The 19518-nt window shown below is 64.2% G+C and carries 19 protein-coding genes; 7 read left to right on the forward strand and 12 right to left on the reverse strand.

Going from position 1 to position 19518, the window contains the following annotated elements:
* Nucleotides 1–37: 37 nt before the first annotated feature.
* On the reverse strand, nucleotides 38–3073 hold the full coding sequence (locus tag NLM27_RS01950) for a VCBS domain-containing protein (RefSeq protein ID WP_254141734.1): 3036 nt from the start codon (nucleotides 3071–3073) through the stop codon (nucleotides 38–40).
* Between the two features lie 415 nt (nucleotides 3074–3488).
* On the opposite strand from NLM27_RS01950, the gene NLM27_RS01955 reads away from it, so the two are divergent.
* Complete coding sequence (locus tag NLM27_RS01955) at nucleotides 3489–4136, forward strand: FecR domain-containing protein (RefSeq protein WP_254141735.1); 648 nt, start codon at nucleotides 3489–3491, stop codon at nucleotides 4134–4136.
* 21 nt (nucleotides 4137–4157) lie between these two features.
* Complete coding sequence (locus NLM27_RS01960) at nucleotides 4158–5003, forward strand: tetratricopeptide repeat protein (RefSeq protein WP_254141736.1); 846 nt, start codon at nucleotides 4158–4160, stop codon at nucleotides 5001–5003.
* 3 nt (nucleotides 5004–5006) lie between these two features.
* Here NLM27_RS01960 and NLM27_RS01965 read toward each other — a convergent pair whose 3' ends face one another.
* Nucleotides 5007–6080, reverse strand: coding sequence for a tartrate dehydrogenase (locus NLM27_RS01965; protein WP_254141737.1), 1074 nt, complete (start codon nucleotides 6078–6080; stop codon nucleotides 5007–5009).
* A 231-nt stretch (nucleotides 6081–6311) separates the two neighbouring features.
* Here NLM27_RS01965 and NLM27_RS01970 point away from each other — a divergent pair, with 231 nt between their 5' ends.
* Nucleotides 6312–7229 (forward strand): LysR substrate-binding domain-containing protein, encoded by a 918-nt coding sequence (locus NLM27_RS01970; protein ID WP_254141738.1) that lies wholly within the window; start codon nucleotides 6312–6314, stop codon nucleotides 7227–7229.
* A 37-nt stretch (nucleotides 7230–7266) separates the two neighbouring features.
* Nucleotides 7267–8091: an aspartate dehydrogenase gene (locus NLM27_RS01975; RefSeq protein ID WP_254141739.1), complete on the forward strand. Its 825-nt coding sequence runs from the start codon at nucleotides 7267–7269 to the stop codon at nucleotides 8089–8091.
* A 62-nt stretch (nucleotides 8092–8153) separates the two neighbouring features.
* Here NLM27_RS01975 and NLM27_RS01980 read toward each other — a convergent pair whose 3' ends face one another.
* The 9 genes from NLM27_RS01980 to NLM27_RS02020 form a co-directional block, all read right to left on the reverse strand.
* Nucleotides 8154–9458 carry a sorbosone dehydrogenase family protein gene (locus tag NLM27_RS01980; protein ID WP_254141740.1) on the reverse strand — a complete coding sequence of 435 codons (1305 nt, stop codon included), beginning with the start codon at nucleotides 9456–9458 and terminating at the stop codon, nucleotides 8154–8156.
* A 143-nt stretch (nucleotides 9459–9601) separates the two neighbouring features.
* Nucleotides 9602–9811 (reverse strand): hypothetical protein, encoded by a 210-nt coding sequence (locus NLM27_RS01985; RefSeq protein ID WP_254141741.1) that lies wholly within the window; start codon nucleotides 9809–9811, stop codon nucleotides 9602–9604.
* A gap of 292 nt (nucleotides 9812–10103) precedes the next feature.
* Nucleotides 10104–10730 (reverse strand): isoprenylcysteine carboxylmethyltransferase family protein, encoded by a 627-nt coding sequence (locus NLM27_RS01990; RefSeq protein WP_254141742.1) that lies wholly within the window; start codon nucleotides 10728–10730, stop codon nucleotides 10104–10106.
* A gap of 27 nt (nucleotides 10731–10757) precedes the next feature.
* Nucleotides 10758–11789, reverse strand: coding sequence for an NAD-dependent epimerase/dehydratase family protein (locus NLM27_RS01995; RefSeq protein ID WP_254141743.1), 1032 nt, complete (start codon nucleotides 11787–11789; stop codon nucleotides 10758–10760).
* Nucleotides 11790–11819: 30 nt separating this feature from the next.
* Nucleotides 11820–12356, reverse strand: a complete 537-nt coding sequence (locus NLM27_RS02000; protein WP_309144728.1) for an Mpo1-like protein — start codon at nucleotides 12354–12356, stop codon at nucleotides 11820–11822.
* Between the two features lie 155 nt (nucleotides 12357–12511).
* On the reverse strand, nucleotides 12512–13165 hold the full coding sequence (locus tag NLM27_RS02005; RefSeq protein ID WP_254141745.1) for an OmpA family protein: 654 nt from the start codon (nucleotides 13163–13165) through the stop codon (nucleotides 12512–12514).
* Nucleotides 13165–13581 carry a hypothetical protein gene (locus tag NLM27_RS02010; RefSeq protein WP_254141746.1) on the reverse strand — a complete coding sequence of 139 codons (417 nt, stop codon included), beginning with the start codon at nucleotides 13579–13581 and terminating at the stop codon, nucleotides 13165–13167. Before NLM27_RS02010 ends, NLM27_RS02005 begins: the two co-directional genes overlap by 1 nt.
* Nucleotides 13582–13669: 88 nt before the next feature.
* Nucleotides 13670–13960: a type II toxin-antitoxin system HicB family antitoxin gene (locus NLM27_RS02015; RefSeq protein ID WP_254141747.1), complete on the reverse strand. Its 291-nt coding sequence runs from the start codon at nucleotides 13958–13960 to the stop codon at nucleotides 13670–13672.
* On the reverse strand, nucleotides 13960–16581 hold the full coding sequence (locus NLM27_RS02020) for an ATP-dependent helicase (RefSeq protein WP_254141748.1): 2622 nt from the start codon (nucleotides 16579–16581) through the stop codon (nucleotides 13960–13962). The genes NLM27_RS02015 and NLM27_RS02020 overlap by 1 nt, the downstream gene beginning before the upstream one ends.
* A gap of 239 nt (nucleotides 16582–16820) precedes the next feature.
* On the opposite strand from NLM27_RS02020, the gene NLM27_RS02025 reads away from it, so the two are divergent.
* Nucleotides 16821–16994, forward strand: coding sequence for a DUF1328 domain-containing protein (locus NLM27_RS02025; protein WP_008556598.1), 174 nt, complete (start codon nucleotides 16821–16823; stop codon nucleotides 16992–16994).
* 57 nt (nucleotides 16995–17051) lie between these two features.
* Here the strand turns inward: NLM27_RS02025 and NLM27_RS02030 are convergent, their stop codons facing one another.
* A complete protein-coding gene (locus tag NLM27_RS02030; RefSeq protein WP_254141749.1) occupies nucleotides 17052–17558 on the reverse strand; it encodes a thioesterase family protein in 507 nt (168 codons plus the stop codon).
* Between the two features lie 83 nt (nucleotides 17559–17641).
* Between NLM27_RS02030 and NLM27_RS02035 the strand changes: the two genes are divergently transcribed.
* A complete protein-coding gene (locus NLM27_RS02035) occupies nucleotides 17642–19066 on the forward strand; it encodes an FAD-binding oxidoreductase (protein WP_254141750.1) in 1425 nt (474 codons plus the stop codon).
* Between the two features lie 50 nt (nucleotides 19067–19116).
* Complete coding sequence (locus NLM27_RS02040; protein WP_254141751.1) at nucleotides 19117–19479, forward strand: hypothetical protein; 363 nt, start codon at nucleotides 19117–19119, stop codon at nucleotides 19477–19479.
* Nucleotides 19480–19518: the final 39 nt, after the last annotated feature.

Genomic DNA, 19518 nt, shown 5'->3' on the forward strand with positions numbered 1-19518 from the left:
GCGGGCGAACCTCATGCGCATCTTCAGCAGACCAAGATCACACCAAGAGATCGTGCAGGGCATGGTGCCCGGCTAAACCGCCTGCAATGGGAGCGTCATGGTTCAGTTGCGAAACGTCGGCGGCTGCCGCGGCGCCACCACGTTCGGCGGCCGTTGCCGCGCATTCGTGATGATTGCGCGGCTCGGAGAGATCGTTCGAGGATGTGATGCCCGATCTCTCGATCGCAGGATTCAGGAAGTTGAAGCAATCGTCCAGGCCGTGCGGATTGGCCTTTGAGTTTCCGTGTGAGCCGGGTGTGCCATCGACCGCAAAGTGCTGTTGAGAATGAGACTTGCCGGGCCCCTCAGACCGAGCATGAGTGTGTTCGCTCGCTTGAAGGGGATTCGGCTGAGCGTCGCCGCCATTCCCGACTCCCTTCTGCGGGGCCGCATCAAGCGCATTGTTGGTGCCGGCACGGCCATGAGTCTCCGCGGCCTCGCCAAGCTGCTCGGTTGGAACGAGTGCGTCCGGCATCGTCAAAGGGGCATCCAGCATGGCATGGCTGTCCCTCGCCATGCCCCCCGCACCAATTCCGCTGTGATGGATGCTGTCGCTGGTCGCGGTTTGGTCGAAGACAAATCTGAAGTCGTCCATCGATCGCGAGACGGAAAGCGGTTCGGAGAGCGTAGATTGCGTTGCCGTCTCGCGCGAGTTCACGCCGGTGCCGTTGAGGGCGTCGTCGCCGGCGTCCCCGTAGATGGTTTGGGGAACGTTGCCACCGCCGGCTCTGCCGTCGCCTCCAGCGGTGCCGTAGACAAACGGAGGATCGGATACGACGGTAGTTCCTGTTGCCAAATAGTCGAAATGATTGGGGGCGTCGCTGGCGCCGCGGATGGTAATCGTCACCTCTTGCGTGGTGCCATCGATGGTCGTCACCGTGAAGTGGTCGGTGAGGGTATCGCAGACATCGAGTGCGTCCACGACGCAATTGTTGTTGTCAAGCGTATAGGTCCACAGCCCCGTCGCGGTCATTGTGAAAGTGCCGTAGCCGCCGTCGCTCGCTGCGGGCGAGGTGACCGCTGTGAAGGTGTTGGCGGGATTGTCGACGTCGGTAGCTGCGAGCATGCCGGTCGCGATCGGCTTGCCGTAGGAAATGCAACCGCTCTCGAGCACCGAGCCCGTCTTTGTGCCCGAAATGACGGCAGCGTCGTTCGTGCCTTTGATCGTAATTGTCACGACCTGCTGCGTATCGTCGACGGTCGTCACGGTGAACTGATCGGTCCGGGTGTCGCAGATATTGAGTGCCTGCACGGTGCAGTTGTCGTTGTCGAGCTTATAGGTCCACGCGCCGGCCGAGGTGATCGTGAAGAAGCCATAGCCCTGCGCGCTGGCCGCCGGGCAGATGACCGCCACGAAAGTGCTGACCGGATCATCGACGTCCGTGGCGACAAGGGTGCCCGTCGCGATCGGCGTGCCGGGCGAAGCGCAGCTCGCCTCGACGACTGAGCCGGTGGTGGTGCCGGAGATGACGGCCGCGTCGTTGCTTCCCTGGATCGTGATCGTCACGCGCTGGGGCGTGCCGTCAATGCTGGTCACGGTCAGGGTATCGGTCAGGGTGTCGCCGACATTCAAGGCCTGCACCGTGCTGTTGCTGTTGTCGAGCGTGTAGGTCCACACGCCGGCGGATGTCATCGTGAAATGCCCGTAGCCGCCGGTGCTTTTGGTCGGCGAACTGACCGCCGTGAAGGTATTGGGTGGGTGGTCGACGTCCGTGCTCGTGAGCGTGCCGGTTATGGTTGATGTGCCCGACGCCGCATTGACGACGGCGCCCGCCTCCATCACCGCGCCGCTGACATCGCCCGAGATAGTGGCGGTGTCGTTGACGCCGAGGATGCTGATGTTGAAGGTCTGACTCGCCGAGAGCCCGTCGCCCGAGACCGTGACGACGAAGCTCGCGGTCGTCGGCGACGTCAGGGCATTGATGGCAGCATTGTTCGGAACGAACGTGTAGGCGCCGGATGCGCTATTGAGATAGAGGGTGCCATACGGACCGGTCTGTGAAACATCGTATGTCAGTCCATTCAGGACCGTGGTTCCGACCGTCCCTCCGCTGAGACCATAGGTCAGCACGGCACCGAACGGGCTGCTGGCGGCGAAGGTACCGCTTGACGCGGTGAACTCGTCAAACGCGACCGTATCGACTTCGATGGGTGCCGTCGGCAGCCTCAGCGTCGGCTGCGGCAGCACGATCAAGGGGATCTCGATCGGAGTCAGTGGTGGAAGCTGGTCCGTCGGCGCATTCGTCGTGTTGTCCGACGTGAAGTTGATGTGCTGAAGCGAAGGCGAATTGCTGGACGGCGGCGTGCTGGATCCCGTCGCCCCTCGCGTGATATTGGCAAGTACGTCCCGTTGAGCCGCCTGCAACTCTTCCATGCGAGCTGCGCTGTTTGCGACCTGGCTCACGCTGACCGACGAGCCGATCCTATTCAGGACGATGGTCTCGCCCGGATCATCGACGATGATGCGTCGCGGCACCGGCTCCTTGGTGATGAGCTCGAACGCACCGTGCTGCAGGTCCTTGTAAGTGATCGTATCGTCGTCCACGAAGGTGGCGTCCGGGTCTGCTGCTTGTGCGTTGTCCATCATCGAAAAGGTCAACGCCGCGATCGTCAGGATGCCGAACCCTTTTGAGTAGGAGTGACCACGAACGCTTCCGAGCGGAGTGTCGATCGTAAGGGTGCCGCTGTTTGCCAGCCGGCCGGCAGCAAATGCGAAGCTTCCGCTGGTGACTGCAACGACGGTCGAACGCGAAAATCCGTCGGACTCGGAAGCGAGTTCGCGCAGTTCGATGCGGGCTTGGCTGAAGACGTTGAATAGGCTGTCGTCGAGAAGACGAATTCCGATCTGGGAATCCGCTGCGGTCTCTATTACGTCACTACGACAGACAAGGTCGCCAACACTGACCTTAATCGTCGCGCCGTCATCGCGGGTGAGGGTGACGTCACCGAACGTCGTCTCGACTGTGCCGATGATCTCGAGAGGTGAAGTCGTGACGACTCCGTCCCGGGGTCCAACGCCGAACGCAACCAACATGGAAATGGCCTCGCATCCCGAATTCTTCGGGTTCGGCGCGATGCCGCAGTCTTCTTGTCGGTTTTGCCTGCGCCACTAAAGCAGGTTTTGGCACTGGCAATTCCAGGCCTGCACGCCGAAGACGACCGATAAAAATTCTGACCTCTATGGGTATTACCAAGCCGGTGACAGCCTCAGACGAGACGCGTCGTCTCGACCTGACTGCAGCTTTCTTCTCAATAAGTTGACGATTAGACTGCACAAAATGTAGCTTACTTTTGGTGGCGAGGCAAAGGGCCCGGAGCTAAGATCAAAGGCATAGAGTAGAGGCTGGTCTTCAGGGCCGCTCTCGACGCACAACTGGCGGGCTTGCTGGGGCTCACAGAGCTCTGATCGAGCGACCCCGCGAACAAGATCTTCTCGGAAGGAGCGGGTCATGTGCAGGCATACGATCGCAGTATTGATGGCCGGTTTCGTTTGCGCATCGGCAAGTCTCGCTGCGCCCGCGCAGGCTCAACTAAATCCCGTGAAGCCCGTCCTTCGGGAAGCTGCGCCAAGTCCGATCGGGAAGGTCGTAGCCGCGACGGGTTCGGTCACGATCGAGCACACAGGTGCGGCCCTCGTGCAGGTGAACCTCCCCGATCAAGCCGCTCAAGCCAAGGTCGGCGATGTCGTGTATCTCCGCGACGTGGTGCGAACCGAAGCGGATAGCCGGGTCAGCATCAATTTCAACGACGGTTCGTCGTTCAATCTGTCGAGCAATGCTCACATGACTTTGGACGAGTACGTGTACGAGCCGGCCGGCAAGTCCAACGCGGCATTTTTCAATCTGGCCAAGGGAACTGCCACATTCGTAGCCGGTCAGGTCGCGAAGTCCGGCGACATGAAAGTTGATACGCCCGTTGCGACGATGGGGATCAGAGGCACCACGCCGCATATCGAAATGGCGGATGACGGCTCGGTCAAGTTTTCGACGCTCATCGAAGAGGGCAAGGCCAAACTGCTCAAGAAGCGCGCCGCCGCCACGGCGGGTCCGCAGGAACAGGAGAGGGCTCCAAGATTGAACATCTGCCGAGGATGCTGAAAGCTTGGCACGGAGACGACCATGAGGGCCGCCATCATCGGCAGCGTCGCACCCGTTCTCGCCTTGCTGTTGCTCGGATCGCTGGCGGCTGCCCAGCAGCCGCAGAAGAGCAGTCGGCTCAAGACGGTTGAGCAGTGCAACGGCGGGGACCGCATCCCGGCGCAAGCCCGGATCGCCGGCTGTACGGCGCTGATCAATTCGGGTGATGTCAGGCCGTCCGCGCTGGCCGTGGCCTACAACAATCGTGGCAACGCTTTTACCGCGACGGCGGAGTACGATCGTGCAATCAGCGATTTCGATCGCGCGATCGAAATCGCGCCAGACTACGTCAAGCCGCTGAACAATCGCGGCGTGGCCTATCTGAGGATGGGCGCGTATGACGACGCTATCAAGGCTTTCGGTGAGGCAATCCGGCGCGACCCAAGTTATGGCAGCGCCTTCGCCAATCGCGCTGCGGCCCATCTCAAATTGAAACAGTATGATCGGGCCCTGCTGGATTTCAACGAGGCCATCCGCCTCGATCCGAATTCGAGGTTGGCGAGAAGCGGACGGTGCTGGACCCGCGCGGTCAGCGGCGACTTCCAGGCCGGGCTCGACGACTGCGACAGTGCGATTCAGTTGGGGTCGAACGATGCCGCGACATACGATTCTCGTGCGCTGATCCATCTGAAGATGGGGCAATTCGCTGCGGCCATCGACGACTACAATTCGGCGTTGCGCTTGACGCCCAATCTGGCAAGCGCGCTCTACGGACGGGGGCTGGCCAAGCTCGGCCAGGGCGACAAGGCTGGCGACCGCGATGTCTCGGCAGCAAAGCTCATCGAGGCCAAGGTCGGCGCCGAGTTCGTGCGCTACGGCGTGCGTTGACGTCTAAATATTCGAGCTCTGGATCGCGTCGATCACGGCATCCGTCACTTCCTTCGTCGTCGCCTTGCCGCCGACATCGGGCGTCAGCACGCCGGCTGCGCAGACGCGCTCGACCGCCGACATCAACCTGACAGCTGCGTCCTTCTCGCCGAGATGCTCGAGCATCTGCGCGCCGGTCCAGAAGGTTGCGACCGGGTTGGCTATGCCCTTGCCGGTGATGTCGAAGGCCGAGCCGTGGATCGGCTCGAACATCGAGGGGAAGCGTCGTTGCGGATCAATGTTGCCGGTCGGCGCCACGCCGAGGCTCCCCGCAAGCGCGCCGGCGAGATCGGAGAGGATGTCGGCATGGAGATTGGTCGCCACGATCGTGTCGAGGCTCCTCGGATGCAGCGTCATGCGCACCGTCATGGCGTCTACCAGCATCTTGTCCCAGCTGACGTCGGGGAATTCCGCCGCGACTTCGGCTGCGATCTCGTCCCACATCACCATGCCATGGCGCTGCGCATTTGACTTGGTCACGACCGTCAGCAGCTTGCGCGGGCGCGACTGCGCGAGCTGGAACGCATAACGCATGATCCGGGTGACGCCGACGCGGGTGAAGACGGCGACTTCCGTACCGACCTCCTCCGGCAGGCCCTTGTGGGCGCGGCCGCCCATGCCGGCGTATTCGCCTTCCGAGTTCTCGCGCACGATGACCCAGTCGAGATCGCCGACGCCGACATTGCGCAGCGGCGAGGCCACGCCCGGCAGGATCTTTGTCGGCCGCACATTGGCGTATTGGTCAAAGCCCTGGCAGATCGGCAGCCGCAGGCCCCACAGCGTGATGTGGTCGGGCACGTCGGGCGCGCCGACGGCGCCGAAATAGATCGCGTCGAACTTTTTAAGTTCACTGAGACCGTCCGCCGGCATCATCACGCCGTGCTTCTTGTAGTAGTCCGAGCCCCAGTCGAACGTCGTGACGTTGAAGGCGATGTCGCCGCTGCGTTTTGCGAGAGCCTCCATCACGCGGACACCGGCCGAGATGACTTCGGGGCCGATGCCGTCGGCGGGAATGGCGGCGATCGAATGGGTGCGCATGGGAGGGCTCCGTTTGAGGGATTGCGCCGGCACATCTGGCGGTCTGCGTCATCGAGGAATCTAGATGGGAATGCAGGGCATATTCAATTGGCGCTGGTTTATACAAAAAAATGATATAATCGTAGTCGGGTGAGACGCAGGTCAATCGCATGCGGGGTGGGCGTTTGGTTGCCCTGAAGCTTCCTTCGCGTCATGGCCGGGCTGGCGTAGGGCGGGACCATAGGATCCGGAATGGAATTGCATCAGCTCCGATGCTTCGTGGCGGCGGCCGAGCAGTTGCATTTCGGGCGCGCGGCGCAGCATCTCCAGATGCTGCCGTCCGCACTCGGTCGCCAGATCAGGTTGCTGGAGGAGGACCTGGGGACGCGGCTGTTCGCGCGGACGACGCGTGCGGTGTCGCTCACCGAGGACGGCGCGACGTTGCTGCGCGATGCCCGTGCGATCCTGGCTCGGGTGGAGGCGGTCGAGAGCAATCTGCGTAATCGCCCGCGCGCAGGCGCCGCGCGGCGGCTCCGGGTTGGGGCCGTCGACAGCGCCGCGGCCGGATTGCTGCCGCCGCTGCTCCGCGATTTTCGCGCTAGGCATCCGGACATCGCGGTGCAGCTCCTGGAGGACAAGACCGTCCGGCTGCTGCCCAGGATTTTGACCGGTGCGCTCGATCTCGCCTTCGTTCGCCCGCCCGCCAGTGCGGACAAGCGGCTCGAATTCCGCGATCTGCTCCAGGAGACGGCGATCGTGGCATTCCCGCAGCGGCATGCGCTGGCCAAGAGAACGTCGATCGGGCTGACCGATATCGCCGAGGAGGCGATGCTGGTGCCCGACCGCCGCTCGCGCCCGCACAGTCATGATCTCACGGTCAAGCTGTTCGAACAGGCCGGATTGACGCCGCGCATCGTACAGGTCGCGGATGAGAAGCAAACCATCCTCAACCTGGTGGCAACCCGGCTCGGCGCTGCGATCGTGCCGCGCTGGACCGCGCGGATGGCGGTGTCGGGCGTGCGCTTCGTGCCGCTCAGATTGAAGCAGCGTGGTCCCGCCGGCCGGCTGCCGCTTGCCGCCGCATGGCTGCGCGGCTCGCGCGATCCGGCCCGTGACGCCATGCTGGCGGTGCTCGAGGCGCACCTGCGCAGCTATGCGCGGGGGGCGTGAGGGGCTATGACGGAAGCCCGGATCAAGGGTGGGTGTGATGATTGAACAGAATGCGTCGAGCGGGTTGCGGGTTGCCATCGCCGGACTGGGCTCGATCGGGACCAAGATCGCCACTGCGCTCGACCAGGGCATCGAAGGACTGACGCTGTCTGCGGTGGCCGTGCGCGATCCCGCAAAGCACCAAGCCTTCATCCGCGGCCTGCGCCGCCCGCCGCAAGTTTTGCCGATCGATCAGCTCGGCGATGCCGCCGATATCGTCGTCGAATGCGCGCCCAGCAGCCAGCTGCGCGCGATCGTCGAACCCGCGGTGAGGCGCGGCAGGGCCGCGGTCGTGGTCAGCGTCGGCGGGCTGCTCGACAATTTCGATCTCGTCGATCTCGCTCGCGCCAATGGCGGCCGCATCATCGTGCCGACGGGCGCGCTGATCGGGCTCGATGCCGTCAACGCCGCCGCGGTCGGCACCATTCATTCCGTGACGATGGTGACGCGCAAGCCTATCGACGGCTTGAAGGGCGCGCCGTTCATCGTTCAGAACAATATCGACATCGATAATCTGCGCGAGCCGCTCAAGCTATTCGAGGGCTCCGCGCGCGAAGCCGCAAAGGGGTTTCCGGCGAACGTCAATGTCGCTGTTGCGCTGTCGCTGGCGGGCATCGGGCCCGATCGCACCCAGATGCAGGTTTGGGCCGACCCCACGGTGACGCGCAATGTTCATCGCATCGAGGTCGAAGCGGATTCGGCGCGGTTCTCGATGGGCATCGAGAACATTCCGTCCGAGAATCCCAAGACCGGGATGATCACGGCGCTGTCCGTGATCGCGCTGCTGCGCAAGCAGCGCGCCACGCTGTGTGTCGGGACGTAGAGCATGATCCGGAAAAGTGTGAAGCGGTTTTCCGAACAGATCATGCAAAAAAGATAAAGTTCTTACGCGCCGGTCACGCGCCAGATCACGTTGCCGACGTCGTCGGCCATCAGCAGCGACTTCTTGTCGGGGCCGATCACGACGCCAACCGGGCGGCCGTAGGATTCGTTCTCGTCCGGGGACAGGAAGCCCGACAGGATGTCGCGACCGGGGCCCGAGGGCTTGCCGTTCTCGAACGGGATGAACACCAGTTTGTAGCCGGACAGCTTGCTGCGATTCCACGAGCCATGCTGGCCGATCACCATGCCGTCGGGGAAGCCGGGCAGGGTGCCCGCGGGCATCCAGCACAGGCCGAGCGAGGCGGTGTGGCCGCCGAGCGCGTAGTCCGGTTGAAGCGCCTTGGCGACCATCGCCGGATCCTGCGGCACGCGGTCGTCCACCGTCTTGCCCCAGTAGCAATAGGGCCAGCCATAGAAACCGCCGTCACGCACCGAGGTGAGATAGTCGGGCGGCGTCTCGTCGCCGAGGCCGTCGCGCTCGTTGACGACGGTCCAGAGTACGCCGGTGTTCGGCTCCCAGGCCAAACCAACCGGATTGCGCAGGCCGGCGCCAAAAATGCGGTGCGTGCCGGCGGCGAGATCGAGTTCGTAGACCGCGGCGCGGCCTTCCTCGACCTCCATCCCCATTTCAGCGATGTTGCTGAGCGAGCCGACGCCGGCATAGAGCTTCTTGCCGTCGGAGCTTGCGAGCAGGCTGCGCGTCCAGTGGCCGCTCGGCTTGAACGTGGTGAGCCGCTTGCCCGGTGCGGTGATGCGGTCGGCGTTTGCGACGTAAGGAAACGCCATCACGCCGTCGGTATTGCCGACGTAGAAGGTATCGCCGACCAGGGCCATGCCGAACGGCTGGTTGAGGTTCTCCATGAAGGCGCCGCGAACCTCGGCAACGCCGTCGCCGTCCCTGTCGCGCAGCAGCGTGATGCGGTTGGCGGATACTCCGAGCGCCGCCGCGCGCCGCATCGTCGCCTGCATGGCGTAGTGAAACACGTTGCGCGGGGGCCCCGCGATCTGCGTTGCCTCTGCGATCAGCACATCGCCATTCGGCAGCACCTCGATCCAGCGCGGATGGTCGAGGCCGGTCGCGAACGCGTTGACCTTGAGCCCGGGCGCGACGGTCGGCTTGTGGCCCTCGCTCCAGCCGCGCGCGGTCGGCATCTTCAGCGTCGGGATCGCGCCTTGCGGCTTGGCCTCGGGAATGGCGGGCGCCTGGCCCCAGGCCGGCGCGGGCTCGGTGCCCGTTACCTTGCGCCATTGCAGCGCGATGCCGCCGATGAACGCGACGAACTGCGCGAAGATGCTCGAAAAAGTCATGAGAAAGCCCCTGTGTGCGCGCGCATCCAACTGGCTGACGGGGCAGACGTCAACCTGTGCGGTGCATCGCCAGGGTCTATTCCCGTGGAATGGCAGCCGACCGAATTTGCATGGGACGATCGCCGACGGGCTTTGCCCGGAGATCAACGGCCGACTTGCCGCTCGAGCCGCCGTGCCGCGCGAAAATCATCGAGATGATGGATGTTCGGCGCAAGCGCGGCTTCCTTGGACAGGAGGTGATAGACCCGCGCCACCGTGCGCTGCTTTTGCTTCGGCCGACCGGGTGGCAGCGTCCGCGCCTTGCGGACGGCGGCAATCGCGTGCTCGCGAAAATAATCGTAGGCGTCCGACATGGCCCGATGCTCTGCGGGGAGTTGCAGGTGTCGAGGGGGTAACGGGCAAGCGGAGGGGCGGTTCCTGGCGAAAGTTCCGAGCTCCCCATCCGACACCGTCATCCTGAGGCGCGACTGGCGCGATGCGTTGCATCGCGCCGGGAGCCTCGAAGGATGAGCGGCCCGGCTACATTCCGGCCGTGCATCCTTCGAGGCTCGGCTCGCGATGCATCGCATCGCAAACCTCGCACCTCAGGATGACGGGATGAGCAGTAACGTTGTTCAGAAAAAGCGGTAAGGCAGGCGTTCGCCTTCACCGCGGCGACAGGAACGGGATGATCATCGGCACGCGGCGGCAATAGGCGCCGTAGGCATCTTCGCCGAGTTCCTTAGACAAGAACACCTCTTCCATCCGACCCTTTTGCCACATGCCGAGCGAGATCAGGATGGCGCCGAGGATCGCAGTCACTGTGCCGACCGCTATGCCGGTCGCGAGCATGCCCGCGATCAGGCCGGTGTAGATCGGGTGGCGCACGATGCCGTAGGGACCCGTGTCGACGACCCGGTGGTCTTCCTTGTGGGTGATGGTGTTGGACCAGAACTTGCCGAGATGCAGCCGTCCCCACCAGGTGAACGAGATGCCGGCCAGCACGATCAGCGCCACGATGTAGACGCCGGTATTGCTGAACACCCAGAGCGGCTTTTCACCCAGCACTTCCGCGGTCCACGGCGTGAACAGTATGCCGCCGACCAGGATCGGGATGCGATAGCGGCCGGATTCCAGCGTCATCACCTGCTTCTGGGTGCGGCCCTGCCAGAACGAGGCGCCGACCCAGCTGGCGAGCCAGGCGAGCCAGATCAGGGCGAGCAGTTGGGTCGGCCAGGTCGTGGTCCAGCCACCCCAGGCGACAGAGAGAAGCTTGCTGAAATCGAAGGACATGAAGGTTCTTTGCGTTGGGCGGAGAGCTCAGCTCGCGCGCGAAGAGAGCGCGTGATGCTCGATGGTGCCGGAGACCGGCTGGCCGTTACGTGCGAGCAGATGGGTGATGGTTTCGCGCAGCACCGGCTCGATCGGACGCGGCGAATAGCCGAGCTCGGTGCGCGCCTTGCCGATCGAGAGGTCGCTCGCGGCCAGCGCAATGCGCACGCCCTCGGCGGTGCCGTTCGGCGCCCGGTGGGTGATGTGATCGGCGATTGATTCGAGCATGATCGCGGAGAGCTCGGCGATCCTGCCGGGCACGACGACCGGAAACTGCCGTCGGCCGCTCATCGCCGACATCATCCGCAGGATGCGGCCGAGCGGGACGCAGTCGCCGCCGAGAATGTAGCGTTGGCCGAGACGGCCACGCTCCATGGTCAGCACGAGGCCCATGGCGACGTCGCGGACGTCGACGAGGTTGACCAGGAAGTTGAGATGCGGCTGCACCTTCTTCTGGAGGAAGTACCAGAGCATCGCGGTCGGCGGCGTCAGATTGTGGTCGGCGGCGCCGATCGGCATGGTCGGCGTGCCGATCACGAGCGGAAAGCCGCTGGCCGCGGCCTTCGCGGCGCAGTGCTCGGCGAGCGACTTCGAGCGCGTATAGCCGCCGGGCATCGCGTCGGCCGGTTGCAGCGCCTCTTCCGCGGGAACACCGTTGAGGTCGGTGTAGGGAAACAGGATCGATTCCGTCGAACAGTGCAGGAAGCGCGACACGCCGCGCTTCATTGCGGCCGCGAGCACGATTTCGGTGCCGCGGCAATTGACGTCGTGAAAGTCCTGCTTGTTGGCGACCCACATTCCGGGCAGGCCGGCGAGGTGATAGACCTGATCGACGCCGCCCAGCGCGGTGTCGACCACATCGCGGTCCAGCACCGAGCCATGGGCATATTCAACGTCGGCGTTCTCCGCAGCCGGCGGACGAACATCGAGAACGCGCACCCGCTGCCCACTGGCGCGGAGCGCTTCTACGAGATGATGTCCGATGAAGCCGCTGCCACCGGTAACCAGTACGAGAGCCATGAAGACGGTTTGCTGTTTCGCTTCTGGAAGTTATCGAGTCGAAAGGGAATTGGCCGGAAGAGGCGCCAGAATCGCGGCAAGGTCGCGACGGAAGCCCAGTGCAATGAACAATTTAGCCATGACGAACATCGGTCCGAGCAGGAAATGCGTGGGATGGTCGACCATCGACGGCTGCCGTTCCTCAAAAACCTTGTGACCGACGATCTGCGACGCGACGCCGATCCCGATCAGCACCGCAAAAATCGACCACATCATGACGATCGAGACCTGATTGCTGATCGCGGTTGCGACCGATAGCAGCACGATCATCGCGGCGAGGATGCCGAGCCCGATCCCGGCGTCCAGCATCAGCCAGTACACCAGCACCGGCAGCGCCAAAATCACCGCCAGACTCACCTCGATCCCGAAGACAGGGAAATGCACGAGCGTCAGCGGAAGCACGGCGCCGGTGAAGAGCAGGAGGATGCCGACCACATGCATCGCGCAGTTCCAGGGATCGCGATGATATTCGACGTAATCGGCCAGTTGGCGTTGAAAATAGCCAGCCATCTCGCTCTCGTTCAGCATGGGGTCGGGGAAGGACGAAAAAAGCCTATAGCACCTGATAGGGCGGTGCACAAACCGGTGCTATTGTCGCGCGAAACCGTGCTGTTGCGCCGTGGGACAGGTCACAAAACGGTCAGGACTTCAAGGGGTTCCGCTGAAAGCCAGGACGCGCGCGCTCAGCGCTTCTTGGCGGGCTTTTTCGCCGCAGGCGCAGGTGCCGCAGCCGGATGCGCCGGCTCCTCCGGCAGCTTGGCATAGGTCAGGATCTGCAACTGGCCGTTGACGGCCGAAGTCGGCTTGGCCCGGTCGAGAAACTGCTCCTCGCCGAGGCCGATCGGATGCAGCCGCTTGGTCGAGATCTTGAACGTGTTCACCAGCACGTCGCGGATCGCGTCCGCGCGCCGCTGGCTCAGGATCGCATTGGCCTCGCGCGTCTTCGAACTGGACTCGACATGGCCGACGATCAGGAAGGTGTAGGGCAGCAGCGAGGAATGAACCAGCGCATCCGCGATGCGGCCGACGGTCCGGTAAGATGACGGCTGGATGATGGGCGTGTCGGCGTCGAACTGAATCTGCGCGTTGAAGGCGGGTAGCTTGGCGAGATCGGGCGCGATCAGTGGCCGGTTCACCGGACCCGGATCATTCTTGATCCTGGCCTTGGCGCGTTCCATCACCTGCTGCTTCAGCGCGGGAAGATCGATCTCGGCGGCTTCCTCGAAATGGTTGAGCTTGCCGACGATGTCGTCGCGGGTCGGCGCTGCCGTCTGTGCGCGCGCTGTGCCAGCGAGCAAGGCGAGGCCGAGCGCGATGGCGATTCTGCTCCCGCGCATCAGCGATACCCCGCGTCGTCGACGGCCTTCAGGCAGTTGTTGCTGATGCCCTTGGGCGTCGAGATCAGGCAGGGGATCGACTTGCTGGTCTCCTTGGTCGAGCCGCCGCAGACCTTGACGATCTCGCGCTGGCAGGCATTCGCCACGGTGACGCGCGCGGCGACGCGCTTCTGGATCGCGTCGAAGACGCCGAGATAGTCGCTCTGGCACTGCGGGGACAGCACGTCCCTATTGCGCGACAGGCACTCCTTCAGCCGCGTCGAGTCCGGATTGACGCCGCGGCAATTGGCGACGATTTCCGCGCCGCAGCTCGCCGCCAGCTTTCCGATCGAATCGCCAAAGCTCATGGTCTCCGCCGCCGCAAGCGACGGCATCCCCAATGCAAGCACGATCAGTGTGATGGAGCCCCGGACCATGGGTGCATCTGATACGGGGAAGTTCGCGGTGGTCAAGGGCTGTTCGGAGGAGAACTGTCGAAGGTCCGGCGAGTGCGGCGAACAGTCCTCACTCGGTGGACTCGGCGAGGGGCGGCCATTCGATCAGGGCGACCGTATGGTTCCTGAGGTCGTCGGCCACTTCGGGATCGGCCTTGAGCTCGTCCAATGTCCTGGGCACGGGAAGCTGCCGGCCGTCCGCGATCAGTTCCTGTGCATAGAATGCGAGCGCTTCGGGCGCATTCTCCAGGGCCTCGTCGACGTCGTCGCCGCCGGAAATGCACCCGGGCAGGTCGGGAAACCACACGCTCACGGCGTCGTCCGAGCCGGCGTCTTCAATGATGGCGACGTACTCAGCCATCACGCCCGTTGCACAAAGCTGTCCACGACCTTCTTCTCGCCGGCCTTGTCGAAGGCGATGGTGAGCTTGTTGCCGTCGATCTTGGTGACGCGGCCGTAGCCGAATTTCTGGTGGAAGACGCGGTCGGAGAGCGCGAATTCCGAGGTCGTGCCGGTCGATTTGGCGACCAGCTCGCCTTCGATGGTCAGGGGACCGCGGCGGCGCGAGGAGAAGCTGCCGAAATCCGGTCCGGATGACGAGAACGATGCGGCCTCTTCCTCGAAACCGCCGCGGCCGCCGCTGTTGCGGCCGCCTTGACCGCCGCGGTTGCGGTTTGCCTGCGCCCGTTGCCAGCCCGGCGTCGTGTAGCTGGAGCCGAACGCCTCCATGTCGTCGAAGCGCGAGGCGCCATAGCCGCCGGTGCCGCCCCAGGCCGAGCCGCCCTTGGATTCCGTGATCTCGACATTGGCCGCCGGCAATTCATCCAGGAAGCGCGACGGGATCGTGGTCGACCAGGTGCCATGGATCCGACGGTTGGTCGCAAAATAGATTTTCGCGCGGCGACGGGCGCGTGTGAGACCGACATGGCCGAGCCGGCGCTCTTCTTCCAGTCCCGCGCGGCCCTGCTCGTCCAGTGTGCGTTGGCTCGGGAACAGGCCTTCCTCCCAGCCCGGCAGGAACACGTTGTCGAATTCGAGCCCCTTGGCCGAGTGCAGCGTCATCAGCGACACCGCGTCGTCCTCGGCGCCGCCGTCGCGGTCCATCACCAATGAGATGTGCTCGAGGAACCCCTGCAGGTTCTCGAATTCCTCCATCGACCGCACCAGCTCCTTCAGGTTCTCCAGCCGGCCCGCGGCGTCCGCCGAACGGTCCTTCTGCCACATCTCGGTATAGCCGCTCTCGTCGAGCACGATCTGGGCCAGATCGGTGTGCGCTGTCACCTCGCGCTGGACGCGCCAGCGGTCGAATTGGGCGACGAGATCGCGCAGGGATCCGCGCGCCTTCGGCTTCAATTCGTCGGTCTCGACCACGGCGCGCGCCGCCTCGAACAAGGGAATGCGGCGCTTGCGGGCGTGGTCGTGCAGCATCTGCACGGTGGCATCGCCAAGCCCGCGCTTCGGCGTGTTGACGATGCGCTCGAAGGCGAGGTCGTCGGCGGGTGAGTTGATGACGCGCAAATAGGCCAGCGCGTCGCGGATCTCGGCGCGTTCGTAGAAGCGCGGACCGCCGATGACGCGATAGGGCAGGCCGAGCGTGACGAAACGGTCTTCGAATTCGCGCATCTGGTAAGAGGCGCGCACCAGGATCGCGATCTCGTTGAGCTTCTCGCCCTGGCGCTGGAGCTGCTCGATCTCCTCGCCGATGCCGCGGGCTTCCTCTTCCGAATCCCACGAGCCCGTCACCGTGACCTTCTCGCCGTCCTGGTCTTCGGTGCGCAGCGTCTTGCCGAGCCGGCCTTCGTTGTGCGCGATCAAGTGCGAGGCGGCGGCGAGGATGTGCCCGGTCGAGCGGTAGTTGCGCTCGAGGCGGATCACCTTGGCACCCGGAAAATCGTGATCGAAGCGCAGGATGTTGTCGACCTCGGCGCCGCGCCAGCCATAGATCGACTGATCGTCGTCGCCGACGCAGCAGATGTTTTTGGTGGGGCCTTTCTGCTCCCTCGCCCCGCTTGCGGGGGCGTGACGAGCTTCGCTCGTACTGAGAGCGTCGGGGTGAGGGGGAGTCTCCACGAGCTCGGTGCTTGCAGAGTCCCCCTCACCCGCCGCGCTTTGCGCGTCGGCCTCTCCCCGCAAGCGGGGAGAGGCGAAGGATGGAGACGCCGGCGCCTGCGACAGCAGCCGCAGCCACAGATATTGCGCGACGTTGGTGTCCTGATATTCGTCGACCAGGATGAATTTGAAACGCTGCTGGTACTGCCTGAGAATATCCGGGTGCTCGCGGAAGATGCGGATGTTCTCCAGCAGGAGATCGCCGAAATCGGCGGCGTTCAGGATCTTCAGCCGCTCCTGATAGCTCGCATAGAGCTTGCCGCCCTTGCCGTTGGCGAAGACAGCGGCCTCGCCTGACGGCACCTGCGACGGCATCAGGCCGCGGTTCTTCCAGCCGTCGATCAGGCCGGCCAGCATGCGCGCCGGCCAGCGCTTGTCGTCGATGTTGTCGGCCTGGAGCAACTGCTTGAGCAGCCGGACCTGGTCGTCAACATCGAGCACGGTGAAGTTCGACTTGAGCTGCGCCAGCTCGGCATGGACACGCAGGATGCGCCCGCCGATGGAGTGAAATGTGCCGAGCCACGGCATGCCCTCTACGGCATGCCCGAGCATCTGGCCGAGCCGGTGCTTCATCTCGCGCGCGGCCTTGTTGGTGAAGGTCACCGACAGGATCTCGGCGGGGCGGGCGCGGCCCTGGCTCAGGATGTGGGCGATCCGTGTGGTCAGCACACGCGTCTTGCCGGTGCCGGCGCCGGCCAGCACCAGGACCGGGCCGTCCAGGGTCTCCACGGCGTCGCGCTGCTCGGGATTGAGCCCGGACAGATATTTCGGCCCCACCGAGGCGCGCGCACGCGCGGCGATGCCGCCGGCCGCAGGCTTATGGTCGGGCACACTCTGGGAGGTGATCTTGCTCGGCTCGGTCATGCGAATCATTGGCCCCACGATGGCACCGCGGGGTGTCGGAAGGGAGCCTTCTTAACAGGGATTGGTGCCTATATGGGGCGGCTGGACGAGGTTTTCCACGTACGCGGCAGGCTGATTTGTTCCTGATGCCTGCGCGAATTTCGCCCCTTCGTGGGCCGGAACCATCGTTCCCGCGTCGAGATTGTCTCGGCAGGTGGCGCGGCAGCCGCGCTGACGCAAGACAGACATATCAAGACGAGGGTTTGACCATGCTTGGCTGGGTTGTGACGTTTCTGGTTATCGCACTGATCGCCGGTATCCTGGGCTTCGGCGGCATCGCCGGCGCGTCGATCGAAATCGCCAAGATTATCTTCTTCATTGCGGTCGTTCTGTTCCTGGTTTCGGCCGTGGTTGGCTTGGCGCGTGGCCGCAACAGGATATAGCGGCGATATTCACCTCTCCCCGCCGTGGAGAGGTGAACCACGAGCGGCGACTAGTTGTCACCGCTTCGAGGGCATCGCCACGTTCCGGCCGATGCCCTCGGGTCGCGGCACGGCGCTGTGGGCCTTCGTGACCGCAGCGATACGCTGGCTTATATCGGGCGGAAACGGCGCAACGCGGCGCGCTTTCATGTCCATGTGGAGCGACATGTTCTCCGAGGTGGCCGACAGCCAGCCTTCGCTTGCGTGCCGCATCTCCTCGAACGTGTGCAGCCGCTTGTCGTCGGCCTCCAGCAGCCAGACGAAAATCTGCACGGGATCTCCGAGGTGGATTTCGCGCAAATAGCGCACATGGCATTCGGCGGTGAAGCTCGAGCCGCCGCGCTCCTTCATGTAGGCCGGCCCCATCCCGAGCTCGAGCCAGAGCTGGTCGATCGCCCGGTCGAACATCACGTTGTAATAGGCCATGTTGAGATGGCCGTTATAGTCGATCCATTGCGGCTCGATCTGCATGATCGAGGCGCGAAACGGCTCCGCTTGGGGCGCTGAGGCGGCAGTCTCCGGCATGTTTCTTCCTGTTATGCGTCCGATCGCTTGACTTGACCGGTTATATGTCCTTTGCCACGGTCCTTCTCTCGGGAGGAATGTCCGTGGGCACCATCATCACCAATAATCCGCCGCGGCCGGAGCCGAAAGCCCTCGCAGGCGCGCTGGAACAGCTTGCCGCACGCTTCGGCAACCGCCTCATCACCTCGCAGGCCGTTCGCGAACAGCACGGCCATACCACGACGTGGATCGTCAACCAGCCGCCTGATGGCGTGGTGATGGCGCAGGAGACCGCCGACATCCAGGACGTGGTGCGGATCTGCGCCAAGAACCGCGTCCCCGTGATCCCCTTTGGCACCGGCACCTCGCTCGAGGGGCAGGTCAACGCACCCGCGGGAGGCATCTCGATCGACCTGCGCGACATGAACAAGGTGCTCGCGGTGCATGCCGAGGACCTCGACTGCGTGATCCAGCCCGGCGTCACCCGCAAGGCGCTGAACGAGCATCTGCGCGACCAGGGCCTGTTCTTCCCGATCGATCCCGGCGCGGATGCTTCACTCGGCGGCATGGCCTCGACCCGCGCCTCTGGCACCAATGCGGTGCGCTACGGCACCATGCGCGACAGCGTGCTGGCGCTGAAGGTGGTGCGTGGCGACGGCGAGATCATCACGACAGGCACGCGCGCCAAGAAATCCTCGGCGGGCTATGACCTCACGCATCTGTTCGTCGGTGCCGAAGGCACGCTCGGCATCATCTCCGAGCTCACCATTCGTCTCCGCGGCATTCCCGAGACCATCGCGGCGGGCGCGGTGTCGTTCGAAAGCGTGCACGGCGCGTGTCAGGCCGTGATCCTGGCGATCCAGACCGGCATTCCCGTGGCGCGCATCGAGCTGCTCAACGCCGCTCAGGTGCAGGCCTGCAACGCCTATTCCAAGCTGACGCTGCCGGAGACGCCGCTGCTGCTGATGGAATTCCACGGCAGCGAGATCGAGGTCGCCGAGCAGTCGAAGGCCTTCGGCGAGATCGCGAAGGAATGCGGCGGCGGCGAATTCTCCTGGACCACCAAGCCCGAGGACCGCACCAAGCTGTGGCAGGCGCGGCACGACGCCTATTGGTCGGTGAAGGCGCTGCGGCCTGGCGACAGCATCGGCGTGGTCGCGACCGACGTCTGCGTGCCGATCTCGCGGCTCGCCGATTGCGTCAGCGAGACCGAGGAGGATCTCAAGCGGCTCAACCTGCTGTCGCCGATCGTCGGCCATGTTGGCGACGGCAATTTCCACTGCTCGCTGGTCTGCGACACCAATGACGCGGCCGAGATGGCGCGCGGCGAGGAGTTCATGCATCGCCTCGTCGAGCGTGCGCAGGCGATGGACGGCACCTGCACCGGCGAGCATGGCATCGGCCAGGGTAAGCAGAAATATCTGAAGGCGGAACTCGGCCCCGAAGCGCTCGATGCGATGCGGGCGCTGAAGCGGGCGCTCGATCCGCTCAACATCTTCAACCCCGGCAAGATCGTGCCGGAGGCATAGCGCGCAGCAAGGCTGCCGTTTATGCTCACTCCATCACTTGGGAGCGGGCAATGCGCTGGTTCGCGCGCAAGGTGCGACAGGACATCTGGGACGAAGCCATCGAAGGACCGCTCGGCGACATCGAGGCCGCCGAGCGCATCCGCGCGATCTGTGAGGCCGCGGCTGCGAGCGCCGCAGGCTCCGCGCGCAACGCCGAGCGCGAGAGCGAGCGCTACGAACGCGCGGCCAAGAGTGCGATGGAGATCGCGATGAAGATCTCGGATGGATTGATGCGCGACGACGCGGTCCATCGTATCGTCGATCTCTGCATGAAGGCGGGCGACCTCAAGACCGCGCAGATCCTGTTTCGCGCGATCCACGCCAGCTGGATCCGCGAAACAGTGCAGCGGGATCATCCGATCCTCGCGCAGTGAGGACGGTGCGCTCCCTCCCCCGCTTGCGGGGGAGGGTTG

Source organism: Bradyrhizobium sp. CCGB12 (genome assembly GCF_024199845.1).
GTDB lineage: Bacteria > Pseudomonadota > Alphaproteobacteria > Rhizobiales > Xanthobacteraceae > Bradyrhizobium.

Excerpts from the sequence above, each read along its gene's own strand:
- NLM27_RS01950 (WP_254141734.1), bottom strand. The coding sequence starts at position 3,073 with ATGTTGGTTGCGTTCGGCGTTGGACCCCGGGACGGAGTCGTCACGACT.
- NLM27_RS01955 (WP_254141735.1), top strand. The coding sequence starts at position 3,489 with ATGTGCAGGCATACGATCGCAGTATTGATGGCCGGTTTCGTTTGCGCA.
- NLM27_RS01960 (WP_254141736.1), top strand. The coding sequence starts at position 4,158 with ATGAGGGCCGCCATCATCGGCAGCGTCGCACCCGTTCTCGCCTTGCTG.
- NLM27_RS01965 (WP_254141737.1), bottom strand. The coding sequence starts at position 6,080 with ATGCGCACCCATTCGATCGCCGCCATTCCCGCCGACGGCATCGGCCCC.
- NLM27_RS01970 (WP_254141738.1), top strand. The coding sequence starts at position 6,312 with ATGGAATTGCATCAGCTCCGATGCTTCGTGGCGGCGGCCGAGCAGTTG.
- NLM27_RS01975 (WP_254141739.1), top strand. The coding sequence starts at position 7,267 with ATGATTGAACAGAATGCGTCGAGCGGGTTGCGGGTTGCCATCGCCGGA.
- NLM27_RS01980 (WP_254141740.1), bottom strand. The coding sequence starts at position 9,458 with ATGACTTTTTCGAGCATCTTCGCGCAGTTCGTCGCGTTCATCGGCGGC.
- NLM27_RS01985 (WP_254141741.1), bottom strand. The coding sequence starts at position 9,811 with ATGTCGGACGCCTACGATTATTTTCGCGAGCACGCGATTGCCGCCGTC.
- NLM27_RS01990 (WP_254141742.1), bottom strand. The coding sequence starts at position 10,730 with ATGTCCTTCGATTTCAGCAAGCTTCTCTCTGTCGCCTGGGGTGGCTGG.
- NLM27_RS01995 (WP_254141743.1), bottom strand. The coding sequence starts at position 11,789 with ATGGCTCTCGTACTGGTTACCGGTGGCAGCGGCTTCATCGGACATCAT.
- NLM27_RS02000 (WP_309144728.1), bottom strand. The coding sequence starts at position 12,356 with ATGCTGAACGAGAGCGAGATGGCTGGCTATTTTCAACGCCAACTGGCC.
- NLM27_RS02005 (WP_254141745.1), bottom strand. The coding sequence starts at position 13,165 with ATGCGCGGGAGCAGAATCGCCATCGCGCTCGGCCTCGCCTTGCTCGCT.
- NLM27_RS02010 (WP_254141746.1), bottom strand. The coding sequence starts at position 13,581 with ATGGTCCGGGGCTCCATCACACTGATCGTGCTTGCATTGGGGATGCCG.
- NLM27_RS02015 (WP_254141747.1), bottom strand. The coding sequence starts at position 13,960 with ATGGCTGAGTACGTCGCCATCATTGAAGACGCCGGCTCGGACGACGCC.
- NLM27_RS02020 (WP_254141748.1), bottom strand. The coding sequence starts at position 16,581 with ATGATTCGCATGACCGAGCCGAGCAAGATCACCTCCCAGAGTGTGCCC.
- NLM27_RS02025 (WP_008556598.1), top strand. The coding sequence starts at position 16,821 with ATGCTTGGCTGGGTTGTGACGTTTCTGGTTATCGCACTGATCGCCGGT.
- NLM27_RS02030 (WP_254141749.1), bottom strand. The coding sequence starts at position 17,558 with ATGCCGGAGACTGCCGCCTCAGCGCCCCAAGCGGAGCCGTTTCGCGCC.
- NLM27_RS02040 (WP_254141751.1), top strand. The coding sequence starts at position 19,117 with ATGCGCTGGTTCGCGCGCAAGGTGCGACAGGACATCTGGGACGAAGCC.